This window comes from Lacrimispora amygdalina (assembly GCF_003432035.1).
In the GTDB taxonomy this organism is placed as follows: Bacteria; Bacillota; Clostridia; order Lachnospirales; family Lachnospiraceae; genus Lacrimispora; species Lacrimispora amygdalina.
In genome coordinates this window covers 47576-63918 of the sequence record NZ_QOHO01000019.1, presented here as the reverse complement: position 1 = coordinate 63918, position 16343 = coordinate 47576, and the positions used below count along the sequence as shown (strand labels likewise).

Genomic DNA, 16343 nt, shown 5'->3' with positions numbered 1-16343 from the left:
TTGATTACCTCCTGAAATTATCGTAATATATGTTTTAAAGCGTCGCATAGACGTTTATTATCCTCTTTGGTTCTGACTGCAATCCGGATACATTCTCTGCCTTCCATTCCCGGTTTATGGGAGAGATCCTTCACAAGAATGTTGTAGCGGTTTAAAAGCAGTTCGGCAATCTGATGGGCAGAGCAGCCGTCCTTTACTTCGCAGAGAATGAAATTAGCCTGGGACGGGTATAAGGTCAGCTGTCTTATGTGGCCCAGCATTCCGTACATCTCATCTTTCGTCTCCTGAAACTGCTTTAAGGCATCGTGGTAATCCCCCTGGTACTTTTCAAATATCTGAAGAAAATATTCCGCAAGAGAATTGATGTTCCAGATGGGAAGCTCTTTGCGTACAAGAGCGATAATATCCGGATTGGCACAGGCCATGATTCCAAGCCGCAATCCCGGTACACCGTAGGATTTTGATATACTTTTTATGAGAACCAGATTCTGGTTGGCGTTTAACAGCTCCGGTGTCATAAGTGACGGTGTTTCTTCCTTATCTGAAAAATCCAGAAATGATTCATCCAGAATCAGCAGAGCGTTTCTTTCCCCGCAAAACCGTACGAGTTTAAGAACATCTTCTTTTTTTATGTAATTTCCTGTCGGATTATCCGGGTTCACTAAAACCAGAGCGTCAATTTCCCTGTCACTGTAAAAATCCATGAGATCCTGTGCCGTATAAGTGAAATCCCTGGTGGGTATGGGATACGGGATAGCAGAACCAGCGCAGTTTTCATATTCCGAGAAAGAAGGGCGGAGGACACCAACCGGTTTTTTAAAACTGCGAAGAAGGGGCTTGATCAGTTCCGTGGCTCCATTTCCTGTTAATACCTGGTTTTTATCAAGTCCCAGAGACTTTGCGGCAAGGAGATTGTTGATATCCAGTCCCGAAGGATAGCTGGTTGTCAGTATCTCAAAACTGGCTTTGATCTCTCCCATGAGACGGCTGTTAGGAAAATAGGGATTTACCAGATAGCAGAAATCCAACAGTCCCGGATAGCGCCAGTATCCTCCGTACCGCTCGGACAGGCGGAGCAGTCTGCTTTGGGAGTCTGTGAAAATGGATTCCGCAATATCCAGATCCTGTTCGTCATCGATTTCGTACCAGAATCCATTTTCCAAACGGGAGGCTTTTAAATCGTGATCATCCAGAAGGGAGATGACTTTCAGGACCTGCTCATAGTAGGCATTATTTCCTAATGCCTTGCTGTATGCCTCTAAGAAGGGAACATAATGGGTGGAGGAGAAGTTCTGGCTGAATTTGTATATGTTAACCGTTTTATAATAGGAATGGATGTCTTCAAAGCGGAAGTCTTTTCTGGTTAAAAACTTCATGATATTGTCCTGCTGGTCTATGAGCACCACCGTACCGTCCATCCAGCTTTCAAAGGGAGCGGTCAGGGCCAGATTGGGACGTGGGTCCTTAATGATCTGGGTTAATACTTCCTGTTCAAATATCAGGTCTGATTCCAGGAGCAGAGTGTCATCTTCCAGGAGATACTCCTTTGCCAGATAAAGTGAGTAGATATTGTTGGTTGTTTCATAAACCGGATTATCAATAAAAACTACCGGAGTATGAAGAGAAAGGGATTCCACATAGGTACGCAGTAGCTCCCCCTTGTGACCAGTCACAAGAATGATCTTTTCCAGATCATATTGGTCAAGCTGCTTTAACATTCGTTCAATTAGCGGAATTTTGTTGACGGGTACCATACATTTGGGCTGATGCTCGGTTAACTGTTTCAGTCGCCGTCCCATACCGGCAGCCAGGATGATTGCTTGCATAGGCTCCTCCTTTTTGTTCAAAAAGTAAAATATTTCTAAATTTATGAACATAATAGCAGTTTAAAAATCAATTGTCAAGAGCATGGAGAGGTAAAAGATGAATTTTATCAATGGAAATAGAAAATGGTTTTCGAATTCGCCTTGACATTTAATGGAAGAGTGCTATAATATGAAAATGATTTCTGATTTCGAAAATAGGGGATGAATATGGCAGAACGTGGAAGATACCGGACCAGGCAGCAGGAAATGATTGTTAGCTGCTTAAAAAAACAAAAAGAAATATTCTGTACAGTGGAAGAATTTATGGAACGTCTTCGAAAGGACGGGATTCATGTAGGACAGACTACGGTATACCGTGCCCTGGAACGTTTATGTGAGGATGGAGTGGTTGTAAAGATTCCGTCTGTTGACGGGTCGAAGGCCCAGTTTCGATATATTGGTGAGGAAATAAACAGGAATGTAGGAAAGCTTGTCTGTTTAAAATGCGGATCCATGATTCCCCTGGAATGCTCAAGGCTTGATGAATTTTACCGCCATATCCATGAAGATCATGGATTTAAGCTGGACCAGAAGCACATGGTGCTTTATGGCTATTGCAGCGGATGCCAGCAGTAACAGACAGGTAAGAAAGGATTTATTATGAAAGGCAGATTCAATCTCAGACAATGGGCAGCCCTTGTGACAGCTTTGATCCTCACAGTGGTTTTATGGAGCTCCTCGTTTTTTGTATTCACCCATCTTTCCCACGAATGCACAGGCAGACATTGCAGTGTCTGCCACGAGCTTGAGATATGTATTTCGGCGATCAGCGTTATTTCTGAGGCAATCGGAACAGCTGCAGTGGCGGCTGTTTCCTGCCAGATTACAAAATATACAGTACTGCCTTATTTTGCAGGACGTTTTCTGTGTCCGGTTTCTCTGGTGGATTTAAAGATCCGTATGGATAATTGAATATGATGATACATACAGGGATCAGAAAAAATAAAAAACCGGAGGATTTTATAAATGAATAAGACAAACAGAACAGTGAAAGCAGTTCTTTTTACAGCTGCAGTTTCTGCAGCACTGTTATCAGGCTGCGGACAAAAAAAGGAAGCAGATAACAGCGGAAAGCTGAGTGTAATGGCAAGCTTTTATCCGATGTATGATTTTGCCGTGAAAATAGGCGGGGATAAAGTAGATGTTACCAATATGGTTCCGGCAGGAACAGAGCCTCACGACTGGGAACCGGCAACAAAGGATATCACAAGTCTGGAAAAAGCCGATGTATTTGTATACAGCGGAGCCGGAATGGAACACTGGGCGGAGGATGTGTTAAAAACTCTTAAAAATAAAAATCTGACTGTTGCAGAGGCATCTTCGGGAATCACTTTAATGAAGGGGCACGAACGTGAGGAGGGGGAAAGCCAGGAAGCTGAAAGTGAGGAACACGGAGAATTTGACCCTCATGTATGGCTCAGCCCGGTGAACGCGAAAAAAGAGATGGAGAATATCAAGGATGCCTTTGTGAAGGCAGATCCGGAGAACGAAGCATACTACCAGGCTAATTATGAAACCTATGCCGGTAAATTTGACGAGCTGGATAAGAAATTTAAAGACACCTTGTCTCCTCTTCCGAACAAGTCGGTAGTCGTTGCCCATGAGGCATTCGGATATCTTTGCAATGCTTATGGACTGACTCAGATGGGCATTGAGGGACTGTCACCGGATTCAGAGCCAGATCCTGCAAGAATGGCTGAAGTCATTGACTTTGTTAAGGAAAATAAAGTAAAAACCATATTCTTTGAAGATCTGGTCAGCCCTAAAGTGGCGGAGACCATTGCAAAAGAAACCGGCGCAAAAACAGAGGTTTTAAATCCTTTAGAAGGACTGACGGATGAACAGTTAAAAGATGGGGATGATTACTTTTCTGTTATGGAGAAGAATCTTACCGTATTAAAAGAAGCGCTGGAATAAAAAGGACAGGAGTAAGCATGTGAACGCGATTGAAATGAAAGGATTGACATTTTCCTATGGAGGCACACGGGTTTTAAACGGAGTGGATCTAACGGTTCCCCAAGGCGGTTTTGCCGCACTCACCGGTGATAATGGAGCGGGGAAGAGTACGCTGATCCGGATACTTTTGGGTGAGTTGTCTTTAACCGGAGAAACAGGAAGCTTTCAAATGCTGGGAAAGGACATCCGTCAGTTTGGTGACTGGAAGGAAGTGGGGTATGTTCCCCAGAACGGAATGGATGCCTACAAAGACTTTCCGGCCTCTGTTGAGGAGATCATTCAGGCAAATTTATACAGCCAGATCGGGCTTTTTCGTTTTGCAGGAAAAAAAGAGAAGGAAAAAGTGACGGAAGCGCTCTGCGAGGTGGGAATGGAACCTTACAGAAAGCGCCTGATCGGAAAGCTTTCAGGCGGACAGCAGCAGCGGGTTCTGCTGGCGAGAGCCCTGGTTAACAGGCCTCATCTTCTGATTCTTGACGAGCCGACCACCGGTGTGGATGAAAAGAATACGGAAGAGTTCTACCGCCTGATAAAGAATTTCAATCGCGATGATCATATGACTGTTTTTATGGTAACACATGACCGGAAGCGGCTGGCTGGACTGGCGGATACCATCTTTCGTCTGGAGAACGGCGTAATGAGACAAATAACAATTCCGGGGGAGGCTGGCTTTGATGGAGATATTTAATTATGCCTTTATGCAGAGGGCCTTTGTGGTCGGAATCCTGCTTGCTATGGTGATTCCCTGTATCGGTGTCGTGATTGTCTTAAAAAGGCTTTCCATGATCGGAGATGCACTTTCCCATACTTCCCTTGCCGGAGTTGCCTTCGGGCTTATAATGGGGATCAATCCGGTAGCCGGAGCTGTGGCTGCCTGTATCATGGCAGCCCTTGGAATCGAGGCCATACGGAGAAAACTGCCCCGTTATTCAGAAATGTCCATTGCAATTATCATGTCTGCAGGAATCGGTCTGGCAGGTGTGCTTTCCGGTTTTGTGAAGAATTCTGCCAATTTTAACAGCTTTCTGTTTGGCAGTATTGTAGCAATCAGCGATATGGAGATGTTTCTGGTGATTGGAGTGTCCTTAACGGTACTCCTGCTGTTTTTACTCCTTTATAAGGAGCTGTTTTATATCGCTCTTGATGAGAGGAGTGCCAGACTTGCCGGAGTTCCGGTAAAAATAGTGAATTTTATATTTACCGTATTAACAGCGGTTACAGTATCCATTGCGGCAAGGACCGTAGGAGCGTTAATTGTTTCTTCCATGATGGTAATTCCCACAGCCTGTTCCATGCAGTTTTCAAAAAATTACAGGCAGACGGTTCTTTATGCCATCGGTTTTGATGTGATATTTATGATAATCGGCCTTTTTGCGGCCTATTATCTGGGATTAAAACCGGGAGGAACCATTGTATTAGTGGGGGTCGTTTTTCTTCTGCTTATATTTATTGGAAAGAAGCTGCTCGGAGTGAAAGGCTAGGTCACGATAAGGAGTAGATAAGATGATAGATTTGTATATCATTTCCGGCTTTCTGGGGGCAGGTAAGACCACATTGATTCAGACGATGGTCCCCGCTGTTTTTCAGAACCGGAAGGTTGTAGTGATTGAAAATGATTTCGGTGATTCCGAAATCGATGCGGAGCTTTTAAAAGGTGACAGTTTAACTGTGACCAGCTTAAATTCAGGGTGTATCTGCTGCAGTCTGACCGGAGATTTTAACAGAGCCATGGGGCAGATTGCAGAGGAATATGCACCTGATGTGATTATAGTAGAGCCGTCCGGAGCGGGGCGGCTGTCGGACATCATTAAGGTGTGCATGAACCGGAAGGACATTGTGAAGATTTGCCGCTGCATCACTGTGGTAGATGTGATGAATTTTGATAAATACAGAGAAAATTTCGGAGAAGTGTTCATCAACCAGATTCAGTTCGGTGATTTAATTCTTTTAAGCCATATAAGCGAAAAAGCAGGAGAGACAGAAGGCGTTATGGGGAAAATCAGGAAACTGAATCCTGAGGCCAGAATTGAAGCGGATTTCTGGGACAGCATTCCTGCAGAGATATTTCTTGAAGGAAAACGGGTAACTTTGGCGGAGACCTTACAGGAAGAGCTTAATAAGCCCGCCGCTTTGAACCGGAAGATCCGTTCCGGTGGAAAGGGAGAATCTGCCGTACGTCCCCTGTTTCATTTTGCCAGAGAGATCTTTTCATCAGTTACCTTTGCGTGTGATGAACTTCTGTCAGAAGCCGAACTGAAGGTGAAAATCAACAGGGTAACCGGACAGGCAGATGGAATGATTCTCAGAGGAAAAGGGATTGTGAAAGGTCCGGAGGGAAGCATTTCTTTTCATTACATACCCGGTATGCTTAAGATTCAAAGTTACCGGGGAGAGGGAAACAGTGTGTGTTTCATAGGAACAGGAATAAAGGAACAGCAGATCATAACATTGTTTAAAGGAGAATGACGCATGGTGGTTCCTGCATGGGTAATCACAGGATTTCTTGATTCCGGCAAAACAACGCTGATAAACCGGTTAATCCGGGAAGAACTTTCTGAACAGGAAGTCCTGGTGATTCAATTTGAACGGGGCGATACGCCCCTTGCCGAAGGGGAAGGCGTGCGCTCCCTTTATTATTCTAAGGCAGAAATAGAGGAGTCACCGTTTTTGGTGGCTGACTCGATTTGCGAAGAGATTCTGGCTGATCCTGCCGATTTAATCTTGATTGAGTGGAATGGAATGGAGCATTTTCACAAATTTGAGGAGATGTTTCTGCAATTTCACATGAAACCGGCCATCAATGTGGAAAAGGTTGTTTATGTGGGAGAGGAAAAAGAGCTGAAGCTCAGGATCACAGACTCCGGTCTGATTTCCATGTCCCAGATCGCAGCCAGTGATATGGCATATTTAAGAACAGAGGATTTGAAAAAGGCGGAGCAGAGTGCCCAGGCACTTTTCCACATTAATCCGGATATCCGTGTATTTACAGAGGGAAAATGGGACCGTATTAAGAAAAATATGTTCCGGTATGAAGTGAAATCTCAGCTGCTGCTGCTTTTGGCTGCAGCTGCGGCCATAATTTATCTGATTGCAAATTCGTTCCTGGGATCATTTGTCACGTTGTTTCTGGGTGTGTTTTTACAGGCGGTGCCCTTTCTTGTTATCGGAGTGCTGCTTTCTTCTGCTATTCAGGTTTACGTGCCTGCAGACTGGATCCGGAGTAAGTTTCCAAAGAATGTGGTTCTGGGGCAGCTCTTTGCCATTGCGGCCGGATTTTGTCTTCCGGTTTGTGACTGTGCTTCCGTACCGGTTTTTAAGGGTCTTGTAAAAAAGGGAGTACCACTGTCTGCAGCAGTTACCTTTATGCTGGTATCCCCGGTGATTAACCCGGTGGTGATTCTGTCTACCTGGTATGCCTTTAATGGAAACCTTAAGATTATTGCAGCCAGATGCGGTCTGGGGATTTTATGTGCAGTTTTGACTGGTCTTACTTATCTTGTATCCCAGCCCCAAAAGATACTGTTAGCGGATCCGTCCATACAGGGAGGAGAAACGTACGGAGATTATGAGATCCCTGCGGCGGATGAGACGAAAGCTTCCCGCTTTTTTCTCATGATGCGTCACGCCCAGAATGAATTTTTTACAGTTGGGAAATATCTGCTTACCGGTATTTTTGTTTCCACTGTACTGCAGGAAGTCTGGCCGGGAATGACCCGGTCGGGAGCTGGAATTCCGATTCTGGGTTCGGTGGCGTTTATGATGGCAATGGCATTTATCCTGTCTTTGTGTTCTTCATCGGATGCGGTGGTGGCAAGAACCATGGCAGGTGTTTTCCCGGCAGGGGCGCTGATGGGATTTCTGGTGTTTGGTCCCATGATTGATTTGAAAAATGGAGCAATGCTTCTTGGCGGATTTGAGAAAAAATTTATTGTCCGTCTTTTTGTTACAACATTCCTGATTTGCTTTGGTGTTGTGGGTATGTTTGCATTGCTTGGAAGCGGAGGGATCCGGATATGAAGCTGAAAGGGAAAGGAATCAATGTTCAGGCATTGACGGAGTCTGCCTGTTATCTGCTTTTTGGATTTCAGCTTTTCCGGCTGACTGTTACAGGCGGTTATCTCTCTTATGTGACGCCGAGAATGAAGCCTTATTTATATGGCCTGTCTGCACTTATGGTACTGTGGGCCGCCATGGGAGCAGGGAAGATTTTCCGCCCGAAATATAAGGGCAGGCTGTTTCATTGTCTTGTTCTTGGAATCCCGATTCTGATATTAACAGTACCGCCAGCCCCTCCTGCAGGAAGTGCGGTGATTAAGAACTATTCCAGTTCCAGTATACCTGGTTCTTCTTCGGGCGGTGATGGGATCGATTACAGTGCCAGTGAACAGGAAACAAGTGGATTTGATTATTATGAAGATGAAACAGCTGCGGAAGAACCGGATGACAGTGCCGGCTTGAACGGGCTTGATGAGAATGCCAGAACGATTACCATTGCAGACGATGATTATTATGCGTGGATGACAGAGCTTGGAGCGCATGCAGACAAATACCAGGGATATACAGTTACCATGAAGGGGTTTGTATTTCTGGATCTGGAAAACCGGCAGGAAAATGAATTCGCCCTGGTCCGTCTGTCTATGTGGTGCTGTTCTGCCGATATGGCGCCTATGGGGCTGATGGCATATGACTCAAAAGGGCTGAGCTTTAAAGAAAATGACTGGGTGACGGTTACCGGAAAGCTGTCGGTAAAAGACGGATATCCCACCATTGATGCGGAAACTATGGCGGCAGCGGAGAAACCGCAGCAGGAGTATGTTTACCCTAATTACTGATGAAAACAGGAGAAAGGTGCGTGAATGCATGCTTCTCCTGTTTTGGTTTAAACGCAATCCGGTTGACAGACATTTCACGCTGATTTACAATCATCTTATGATACAATTATTAATAGCATATTAGTATTCAACTGGAATGGATACGGAAGGAGCCGATACAACATGCAATTCAGCTTAAATGATTTCCTGATAGCTGTCTCATTTGCATTGGACTTTGTTGAGATGGACCGGCTGGGAATGCAGTCGAATCATGGAAAGAGAACTGCTTATCTGACCTTATGTATAGCCAGGAGACTGGATTTATCGGAAGAAGAGGTTTATGATGCCGCCGCGCTTTCCATTCTCCATGATAACGGTTTAAGTGAATCAAGTCTCTATGAACAGCTTCCCCAGGAATGGAATCATGCAGTGACGAGATTTGAAGGTTCCAGAGGTCATTGTGTGATTGGAGAAAAGAATGTAAAAGACTACCCGTTTCTGACAGAGCCTGAGGGTGTGATTCTCTATCATCATGAGCGCTATGACGGAAATGGTTTTTTCGGGTTAAAGGGTGATGAGATACCGCTTATTTCCCTGATTATAGCGGCAGCTGACAGCTTTGAAAACTATTTTAAGTACGCAGGCGGAGATTATTCCCACGAAAAGGTGCTTGAATGGGTGAACAGTTGTGAGGCAGGCATGGTTTCACCGCAGCTTGCTGCAATCCTTCACCAGATGGCGGAGGATCAGTCTGTCTGGGAAAATCTAAGCAATGACAGAATTGAGCCGGCCCTTGATGCTCTCGTTCCATCTTTTGAGATGGAGGTGCCCCTGGATAAAATCCGCCAGGTTACCGGTGTATTTTCCAGAATTGTTGACTCTAAATCCAGCTTTACCAGACGCCATTCCAAAGGTCTGGCAGAAAAAGCGGCCAGAATGGCGGAATATTATAAAAAAGGACAGGAGGAGACAGCCCGGCTGGTCATTGCGGCTGACTTACATGATTTAGGAAAGCTGGCTGTGCCAAACAGTATTCTTGATGTTCCACGTGCCCTGACTCCGGAGGAATTTGAGACAGTTAAGAGACATGTGTATTATACAAGAGTTGCGCTTGAGAACATCAGAGGCTTTGAAGATATTACGGAATGGGCAGCCAACCACCATGAAAAACTGAACGGGAAGGGATATCCCTTCGGTAAGACAGGGGATGAACTGGATTTCAATTCCCGCCTGATGGGGTGCCTTGATGTATATCAGGCTCTTACAGAAGACCGTCCCTACCGGAAGGGAATGGCACACAGTCAGGCCATTAAGGTTCTTTCTGATATGGCAAAAAATGGTTTTGTGGATAACTCAATTACAAAAGATATAGACCAGGCATTTGGTTTCGTGATATAGGGGGAAATGAAATATGAAGTATGAAAAAGTTGCATTATCCATTGTGCTGGTCTCACTGCCTTTCCTGGTTTTCGACGTGATGCTGCCTGCTTATACAAAAGAACTGGGGTATACCGTATTTCAATTAAGCATTCTGTATTCTGTTTATTCATTTTCAGAATTGATCATGAGGCTTGTGATTGGAAAGGTTTCCGACCGTTACAGCCGTTACGCGGTAATATGCTGTGCCTTGTTCCTGTATGGACTTGCTTATTTTCTTTTCGCCCAGGCAAGAAGTCTGGGATACTTACTGGCTGCAAGAATGGTACAGGGGGCGGCAGGAATTCTTTTAACAATTTCTGCATTCAGTCTGGTTACGGCGGAAAAAACCAGCTTTGCCCAAGGACTTGGAAGATATAGCGGTAACCGGCAATTCGGAGGAATCCTGGGAATCGGTCTGACATTTTACGTGTTCAGCCGCTCTGATTTTTTAGAAGGATGGAATCAGCTGTTTTTAATCAGTGCTGCTTTTGCCATGGTTTCACTGGTGTATACATTTACCCAAAGACCGTCACTCACGAAAGAACCGGTTTCCCAGTCTGAAAAGGTTGTCTATACCGCGCTGGAACAGAAGATCTGGATTTTAAATTTCCTTTACTGCATACCGGTGAGGATGGCAGGAGTGCTGATTATTCCGTATATGATGGAGGTATATCATGTGGATATGGAAGCCATTGCATTTGTGTTTATATTGCCGGTGATGATTTCTGCCTTTCTTAGTCCCAAAATCGGACAAATCGGAGACAGGCTGGGATATAAGAAAACCATTCTTTCATTCACGCTGATTGCTGCTGTACTTATAGTTTTAATGGTTTTCAGCCCGGATCTGTGGATATTTGCACTTATCTGGACAACGTATCAGTTAGCCCTTACTGCCCAGGATTATTCTCTGGATGCCCTGTTTGCAAAAGGAGTTCCGGAACAGGTAATGGGGAATTTTTACGGAAAGTATATGTTCGGCACCAGTCTGGGCGGAATCATTGGTCCCTTTATCGGTGGAAGTGTATTTCAACTGGCTGGCGGGAGAGCACCCTATTTTGTCTGTTCTGCTTTCCTCGCTGTGATTGGTGTTCTTGTGTGGAGGCTGATACCCGCCAAGGGGAAGCTTAAAATAGAAACGTCTGGGTTGACAGAAAAACCAGATGGTGATATAGTCAGATAATCAAATGTAAGGAGAGCAGATATGAGTTTTTTTATTAGCGATCAATTGACAAGACGAATGAGCTCTGTACAAATCAACCCGGTGAAACATTGTACAGAGTATGGCGGTTACTGATACGCTTATAGAATTCATCGGGAGACAGTGCAGCAATAAGAACAGCGTTACAGGCTGTTTCTTCTTTTGATGCCTGTTTTCCCTGCTTCTTTTTGCGCTTTAAGGTCATGGACAATGTTTTGTTTGTTCATGGCCTTTTGTTGTAGAAAATCCGGACAGAAGGCAGAGGAGATTGTATCCTTGTCTTCTGTTTTTTATTTAAAAAATCAGCAACAGGGATATTGGGATAGAAAGAGGAAATACGTCTGTATCTGAAATGAACACAGGAAAGAAGGAATATAGACGTGAGTTTATTAGAGATTACAGGCTTATCTCATTCATTTGGAGATAATGAGTTGTTTCATGAAACAGAATTGATTCTTAATAAAGGAGAACATATTGGAATTACGGGACAGAATGGTACAGGAAAAAGTACCTTAATTAAAATTTGTACTGAAGAAATCATACCGGATAAAGGAAGAGTGGTGTGGCAGCCGGGCATAAAAATCGGTTATCTGGATCAATATGCCAGCATAGACAGTAGTGTGACAATGAAAGCATTTTTAAAAACAGCATTTGAAGAACTCTACATCATGGAGAAAACGATGAATGAGCTGTATGACCGTGCAGCTCAGGGACAGGAAAGTGCTCTTAAGGCAGCTGCCAAATATCAGGAAATTTTGGAACAGCGTGATTTTTACCGGATCGATTCACAGATTGATCTGGTTTGCCAGGGACTGGGGCTCTCATCTATTGGGCTTACCCGTCCAATTGGAGAAATGAGCGGAGGCCAGAGGGCAAAAGTCATTATGGCAAAACTTTTAATTGAAAAGCCGGATGTATTGCTTTTAGACGAGCCGACAAACTTTCTGGATCACGGACATATTGTCTGGCTTCAGGATTATCTGTGCAGTATCGGGCAGGCATTTATAATTATTTCTCATGACGAGGGGTTTCTTACTAAAACGACAAACTGGATTTGTGATATTGATCATAAAAAGATAGTAAAATACTTTGGTTCCTACGGAGAATTCTTAAAAAAGAAAATACAGTTACGGGAAAATTATACAAAACAATATTCAGCACAGCAGAAAGAGATTAAAAAGACGGAAGAATTTATCCGCAAAAATATAGCCGGTAGAAAATCAAAAATGGCAAGAGGCAGACAAAAGCAGCTTGACCATATGGAGAGGCTGGAGGCGCTGGAGCAAAAGGAAATCAGACCTTTTTTCCGGTTCGATCAGGGGACGCTGTCTTCGGCGGGAAAAGTGAAAGTATCAAATCTGACTGTAGGCTATAGCTTTCCAGTTTTGACCTGTGTAAATTTTTCTATGAAAGAGGGAGAAAAAGTTGTCATAACGGGTTTTAACGGAGTGGGCAAATCCACGCTGTTAAAAACCATGATGAATGAGATTCCTGCCTTAAGCGGCGGGTATTGTTTTTCTGCAAAAGCGGTCATCGGATATTATGAGCAGGATCAGATATGGGAAGATGACTGTCTGACTCCCATAGAGATCGTGTCGGATCATTTTCCATCGCTGGAGACAAAGGAGGTAAGAAAAAAGCTGGCTTTAAATGGAATATCGGGGAAGCATGCCCAGCAGCCCATCAGAACCTTAAGCGGAGGAGAGCAGGCAAAAGTAAAGCTGTGTCTGCTGGCAGGAAGAACTTATAATTTCCTCATCCTGGATGAGCCCACCAATCATCTGGATGTACAGGCGAAACTGGCGCTTAAGGCAGCATTATCTGAATTTCCCGGTACTGTTTTACTGGTCTCCCATGAAGTATCATTTTATAAAGACTGGGTTGACAGAGTGATTGATATCAGTTCTTATTGATAATTGATTTTGCTAAATATAATTTATTAAAACTATATTGACTTCTGTGGAATAATGTGGTAGTATTTTAATAACAAAACAGATTATATGAATAAAACACACAGGATTAGAGATGATTTCCATAGTGGTTTCAAATAAAATAAAGGAGGAACAGATATTATGTCATTTATTCAGAGCCTTGAGAAGAGAAGAACTTATTATAATATCAACCGTGACCTTCCTGTATCCGAAGAGGAAGTTCTGGATATGATCAGAAAGGTGACAGAAGCTACACCGGACGCATTCAATATGAAGAGCGCAAGAGTTGCAGTCGCACTGGGAGAGAAGCAGGATCAGCTGTGGGACGGTGTCTACGATGCTTTCGGAGGACAGATAGACAGGGATAAGATCAACACATTTAAGAGTGGATATGGTACGGTTTTGTATTTTATCGATGAGGCGGTTATTAAATCCTATCAGGAACAGTTTGCACTCTATGCAGATAACTTCCCGGTCTGGGCCAATCAGGCGAACGGAATGCTTCAGTCCAATATCTGGACTGCTTTAAGGGAAGCAGGAGTGGGAGCATCACTTCAGCATTATAATCCGGTAATTAATGAAACAGTTTCCAGGCTGTTTCATATTCCGGATCACTGGAAGCTCATCGCACAGATGCCATTTGGCGGCATCGGCGCAGAGCCGGATGCGAAAGAGAAGGAAGACATTGAGAAAAGAGTTATTGTAAAGAAATAAAGATAGAAAAGCTGTCCGGCATTCATTTGCCTGGCAGCTTTTTGTCATTGTCACATATATTAAGTAAATTCTTTCACAATTTTTATATATTCGTTTGCATGGTAATTCAGATACGATCCTTTACGGTAAGCGGCCACAAAATCAACCATTGTATTAGGTGTACCAAAGGAAAAACACGCCAGCTTATCAAGGAAATTCATATGTTTTAAGTGTGTATCAGTAACAAAGGCAACACCGTAGTTTTTTGAAACCAACTCTGCGCCGGCTCTGATATTGCTTGTAATCATCATCTTATTGGGCTGAAATCCGATCTGCTGAAAAACACGGTCTACCGTCTGGCGTGAACGCTGGTTAGTTTCCTGAAGAATGAAACGTTCGTCCTGCAGGAGTGATAAGTCATACCATTGACGGGTACATCCCTCTTTCGTTATGCCCTGATCTGCCAGAGGATGATTAACTGACATGATCAGAAGCATCTCTTCATGACTGATTACTTCATATTCTACATCTGCGCTTTTCACGGGTTTGTTAAAAAACGCCAGGTCTGTCTCACCGGAAAGAATCATATTCTCCAGGGTAGCTGAAGCGGATTCCTTAATATTAATAATCACATTTGGATACAGGCTCCGGAAGATAGGGAGCGTACACGGAAGCATGTAGGTTCCACGCATAACAGGAAAAGCAATGTTTAATACACCGATATTGCTTTTAATAATGTCTGACAGTTCATTGTCTAATTCTTTTTTCAGCTGGAGAATTTCCCCGGCTTTTTTTACGTATCTCTCTCCGGCATAAGTAAGTATGAAACGGTTTCCGATTTTTTTAAACAGTCTCTGTCCAAGGCTGCTTTCCAGGCTTTGCAGGAATTTTGTAAGCGTAGGCTGGGAAATATATAAGGAATTAGCAGCTTTGGTTATATTCTGATGCTTGGCAACAGCTAATACATAATTCAAATCTTTAAAATCCATGGTATCACCTCGTAATAATTTTACCTGAAATCTTTAAAAAATACAAGAAAATTATAGCTGAAAACTATAATTTTTATGGAAAACATGAATTAGACTTATAGTTACCGACATGTTATATTGGTTATATCGATAGGATTATATAATTCAGAGATGGTAACCGTAAAGAAAAATTAAATAATGAGGTGGAACAGGCATGAACTACATAAATATTATATCTATTATATTTTTGTTTGTAGTAGTGGCAATTGGATTTGTAAAAAAATGCAATATTGGTGTTTTGGCAATCGGATCAGCATTGATTCTGGCAAGGATGGGGGGCTTGAGTGACAGTAAGGTACTGGCTGGTTTTGATGCAAAACTTTTTATTACACTTGTGGGCGTATCGTTTCTGTTTAGTGTTGCGCAGGTGAACGGTACGTTGGAACTTGTTGCGAAAAAGGGAATCGGACTTGCAGGTAAGAGAACTTATCTGGTACCAATTATCATTTTTCTGGTATCTGGTATTCTGACTATTATTGGACCAGGTAATATTCCGGTAGGAAACTTAATGACTGTCGTTGCAGTGACTGTTGCGGTCAGCATGGGAGAAAATCCTCTGTTGTTTGCACTGGCTGCCAAAGTAGCGGCAAATGGTTTTACCTTATCTCCTCTGACACCTCCTGGAGTATTAATGGAGAAATTAGGAACAGAAGCCGGTTTTACCGGATTCGAGCTTCCGGTTATGTGGAATTGTATTATATGGGCAACAATTCTGATGATAGGATTCTCCATTTATTATAAGATTTGGAAGATTAAACCTGCAGATAAAAAAAATACATCACTGGAAGTGAAAGAGCATCTCAATAAACAGCAGTGGATTACAATCCTTGGTGTTCTGGCCATGGTTGTTATGGTTGTAGGTTTAGATATCAATGTAGGTCTTGCTTCCTTTTTTGCAGCAGCAGTATTAGTAATATTGGGCGTAACGGATGAAAAGAAAGCTTTGGTAAAGGTACCATGGGGAACCCTTATTCTGATCTGCGGTGTAGGTGTACTGATGAACGTTGTTATAGAACTGGGTGGACTGGATCTGATGTCTAAGGGACTTTTATCTATCATGACACCAAAGACAGCCGCACCGATTATCGGTGTAACTTCTTCTATTTTATCATTCTTCAGTTCTACTACCGGTGTGGTAATGCCTTCCATGATTCCTACCGTTGGACCGATTGTCCAGTCATTAGGAACTGGTAATGCCGGATTTGCAGAGTTAGCCAGTGTTGTAATTACTTCCTCTTTATCAGCCGCGTTCAGCCCGGCATCCACCGGTGGCGGACTGATTCTGGCCGCATACATGACAGCATCAAATTCTGAGAATAAGGATCAGGAGCAGAATAAACTTTTTGGCCAGCTGTTTATCATTGCACTGGTATGTGTAGTAGCAAATGCTATTTTAGCAACAATCGGAATTTATGGAATTATTTGTTAAATGGAGGAAGTTT

The 16343-nt window shown here is 43.4% G+C and carries 15 protein-coding genes; 13 read left to right on the top strand and 2 right to left on the bottom strand.

From position 1 onward, the window contains the following. Positions 1 to 17: 17 nt before the first annotated feature. Positions 18 to 1826 (bottom strand): aminotransferase class I/II-fold pyridoxal phosphate-dependent enzyme, encoded by a 1809-nt coding sequence (locus tag DS742_RS06860; protein ID WP_117416250.1) that lies wholly within the window; start codon positions 1824 to 1826, stop codon positions 18 to 20. Between the two features lie 207 nt (positions 1827 to 2033). Here DS742_RS06860 and DS742_RS06855 point away from each other — a divergent pair, with 207 nt between their 5' ends. From DS742_RS06855 to DS742_RS06800, 12 genes are all read left to right on the top strand, one after another. Continuing rightward, the gene (locus tag DS742_RS06855) at positions 2034 to 2441 is read left to right on the top strand and encodes a Fur family transcriptional regulator (RefSeq protein ID WP_117416249.1); all 408 of its coding nucleotides are present in this window, start codon (positions 2034 to 2036) and stop codon (positions 2439 to 2441) included. Between the two features lie 24 nt (positions 2442 to 2465). Continuing rightward, positions 2466 to 2777, top strand: a complete 312-nt coding sequence (locus DS742_RS06850; RefSeq protein ID WP_117416248.1) for an AraC family transcriptional regulator — start codon at positions 2466 to 2468, stop codon at positions 2775 to 2777. Between the two features lie 54 nt (positions 2778 to 2831). Next, positions 2832 to 3782 (top strand): metal ABC transporter substrate-binding protein, encoded by a 951-nt coding sequence (locus DS742_RS06845; protein ID WP_117416247.1) that lies wholly within the window; start codon positions 2832 to 2834, stop codon positions 3780 to 3782. A gap of 19 nt (positions 3783 to 3801) precedes the next feature. Beyond that, a complete protein-coding gene (locus tag DS742_RS06840; protein WP_117416246.1) occupies positions 3802 to 4509 on the top strand; it encodes a metal ABC transporter ATP-binding protein in 708 nt (235 codons plus the stop codon). Next, positions 4496 to 5302, top strand: coding sequence for a metal ABC transporter permease (locus DS742_RS06835; RefSeq protein ID WP_117416245.1), 807 nt, complete (start codon positions 4496 to 4498; stop codon positions 5300 to 5302). The genes DS742_RS06840 and DS742_RS06835 overlap by 14 nt, the downstream gene beginning before the upstream one ends. A 22-nt stretch (positions 5303 to 5324) precedes the next feature. Further along, positions 5325 to 6287 carry a CobW family GTP-binding protein gene (locus tag DS742_RS06830; protein WP_117416244.1) on the top strand — a complete coding sequence of 321 codons (963 nt, stop codon included), beginning with the start codon at positions 5325 to 5327 and terminating at the stop codon, positions 6285 to 6287. 3 nt (positions 6288 to 6290) lie between these two features. Beyond that, complete coding sequence (locus tag DS742_RS06825) at positions 6291 to 7838, top strand: permease (protein WP_117416243.1); 1548 nt, start codon at positions 6291 to 6293, stop codon at positions 7836 to 7838. Beyond that, positions 7835 to 8653: a TIGR03943 family putative permease subunit gene (locus tag DS742_RS06820; protein ID WP_117416242.1), complete on the top strand. Its 819-nt coding sequence runs from the start codon at positions 7835 to 7837 to the stop codon at positions 8651 to 8653. Before DS742_RS06825 ends, DS742_RS06820 begins: the two co-directional genes overlap by 4 nt. A gap of 162 nt (positions 8654 to 8815) precedes the next feature. Beyond that, complete coding sequence (locus tag DS742_RS06815) at positions 8816 to 10030, top strand: HD-GYP domain-containing protein (protein ID WP_117416241.1); 1215 nt, start codon at positions 8816 to 8818, stop codon at positions 10028 to 10030. Positions 10031 to 10043: 13 nt separating this feature from the next. Continuing rightward, a complete protein-coding gene (locus DS742_RS06810; protein WP_117416240.1) occupies positions 10044 to 11231 on the top strand; it encodes an MFS transporter in 1188 nt (395 codons plus the stop codon). Positions 11232 to 11629: 398 nt separating this feature from the next. After that, positions 11630 to 13162 carry an ABC-F family ATP-binding cassette domain-containing protein gene (locus tag DS742_RS06805; RefSeq protein WP_117416239.1) on the top strand — a complete coding sequence of 511 codons (1533 nt, stop codon included), beginning with the start codon at positions 11630 to 11632 and terminating at the stop codon, positions 13160 to 13162. A 159-nt stretch (positions 13163 to 13321) separates the two neighbouring features. Beyond that, the gene (locus tag DS742_RS06800; RefSeq protein WP_117416238.1) at positions 13322 to 13894 is read left to right on the top strand and encodes a nitroreductase family protein; all 573 of its coding nucleotides are present in this window, start codon (positions 13322 to 13324) and stop codon (positions 13892 to 13894) included. Between the two features lie 59 nt (positions 13895 to 13953). Here DS742_RS06800 and DS742_RS06795 read toward each other — a convergent pair whose 3' ends face one another. After that, entirely contained in the window at positions 13954 to 14862 is a 909-nt protein-coding gene (locus DS742_RS06795) for a LysR family transcriptional regulator (RefSeq protein WP_117416237.1), read from the bottom strand. A 193-nt stretch (positions 14863 to 15055) separates the two neighbouring features. Here DS742_RS06795 and DS742_RS06790 point away from each other — a divergent pair, with 193 nt between their 5' ends. Beyond that, the gene (locus DS742_RS06790; RefSeq protein ID WP_117416236.1) at positions 15056 to 16330 is read left to right on the top strand and encodes an SLC13 family permease; all 1275 of its coding nucleotides are present in this window, start codon (positions 15056 to 15058) and stop codon (positions 16328 to 16330) included. The last annotated feature ends 13 nt before the right edge of the window (positions 16331 to 16343 follow it).

Coding starts and splice junctions, on each gene's coding strand:
- DS742_RS06860 (WP_117416250.1), bottom strand. CDS start 1,826: ATGCAAGCAATCATCCTGGCTGCCGGTATGGGACGGCGACTGAAACAG.
- DS742_RS06855 (WP_117416249.1), top strand. CDS start 2,034: ATGGCAGAACGTGGAAGATACCGGACCAGGCAGCAGGAAATGATTGTT.
- DS742_RS06850 (WP_117416248.1), top strand. CDS start 2,466: ATGAAAGGCAGATTCAATCTCAGACAATGGGCAGCCCTTGTGACAGCT.
- DS742_RS06845 (WP_117416247.1), top strand. CDS start 2,832: ATGAATAAGACAAACAGAACAGTGAAAGCAGTTCTTTTTACAGCTGCA.
- DS742_RS06835 (WP_117416245.1), top strand. CDS start 4,496: ATGGAGATATTTAATTATGCCTTTATGCAGAGGGCCTTTGTGGTCGGA.
- DS742_RS06830 (WP_117416244.1), top strand. CDS start 5,325: ATGATAGATTTGTATATCATTTCCGGCTTTCTGGGGGCAGGTAAGACC.
- DS742_RS06825 (WP_117416243.1), top strand. CDS start 6,291: ATGGTGGTTCCTGCATGGGTAATCACAGGATTTCTTGATTCCGGCAAA.
- DS742_RS06820 (WP_117416242.1), top strand. CDS start 7,835: ATGAAGCTGAAAGGGAAAGGAATCAATGTTCAGGCATTGACGGAGTCT.
- DS742_RS06815 (WP_117416241.1), top strand. CDS start 8,816: ATGCAATTCAGCTTAAATGATTTCCTGATAGCTGTCTCATTTGCATTG.
- DS742_RS06810 (WP_117416240.1), top strand. CDS start 10,044: ATGAAGTATGAAAAAGTTGCATTATCCATTGTGCTGGTCTCACTGCCT.
- DS742_RS06800 (WP_117416238.1), top strand. CDS start 13,322: ATGTCATTTATTCAGAGCCTTGAGAAGAGAAGAACTTATTATAATATC.
- DS742_RS06795 (WP_117416237.1), bottom strand. CDS start 14,862: ATGGATTTTAAAGATTTGAATTATGTATTAGCTGTTGCCAAGCATCAG.
- DS742_RS06790 (WP_117416236.1), top strand. CDS start 15,056: ATGAACTACATAAATATTATATCTATTATATTTTTGTTTGTAGTAGTG.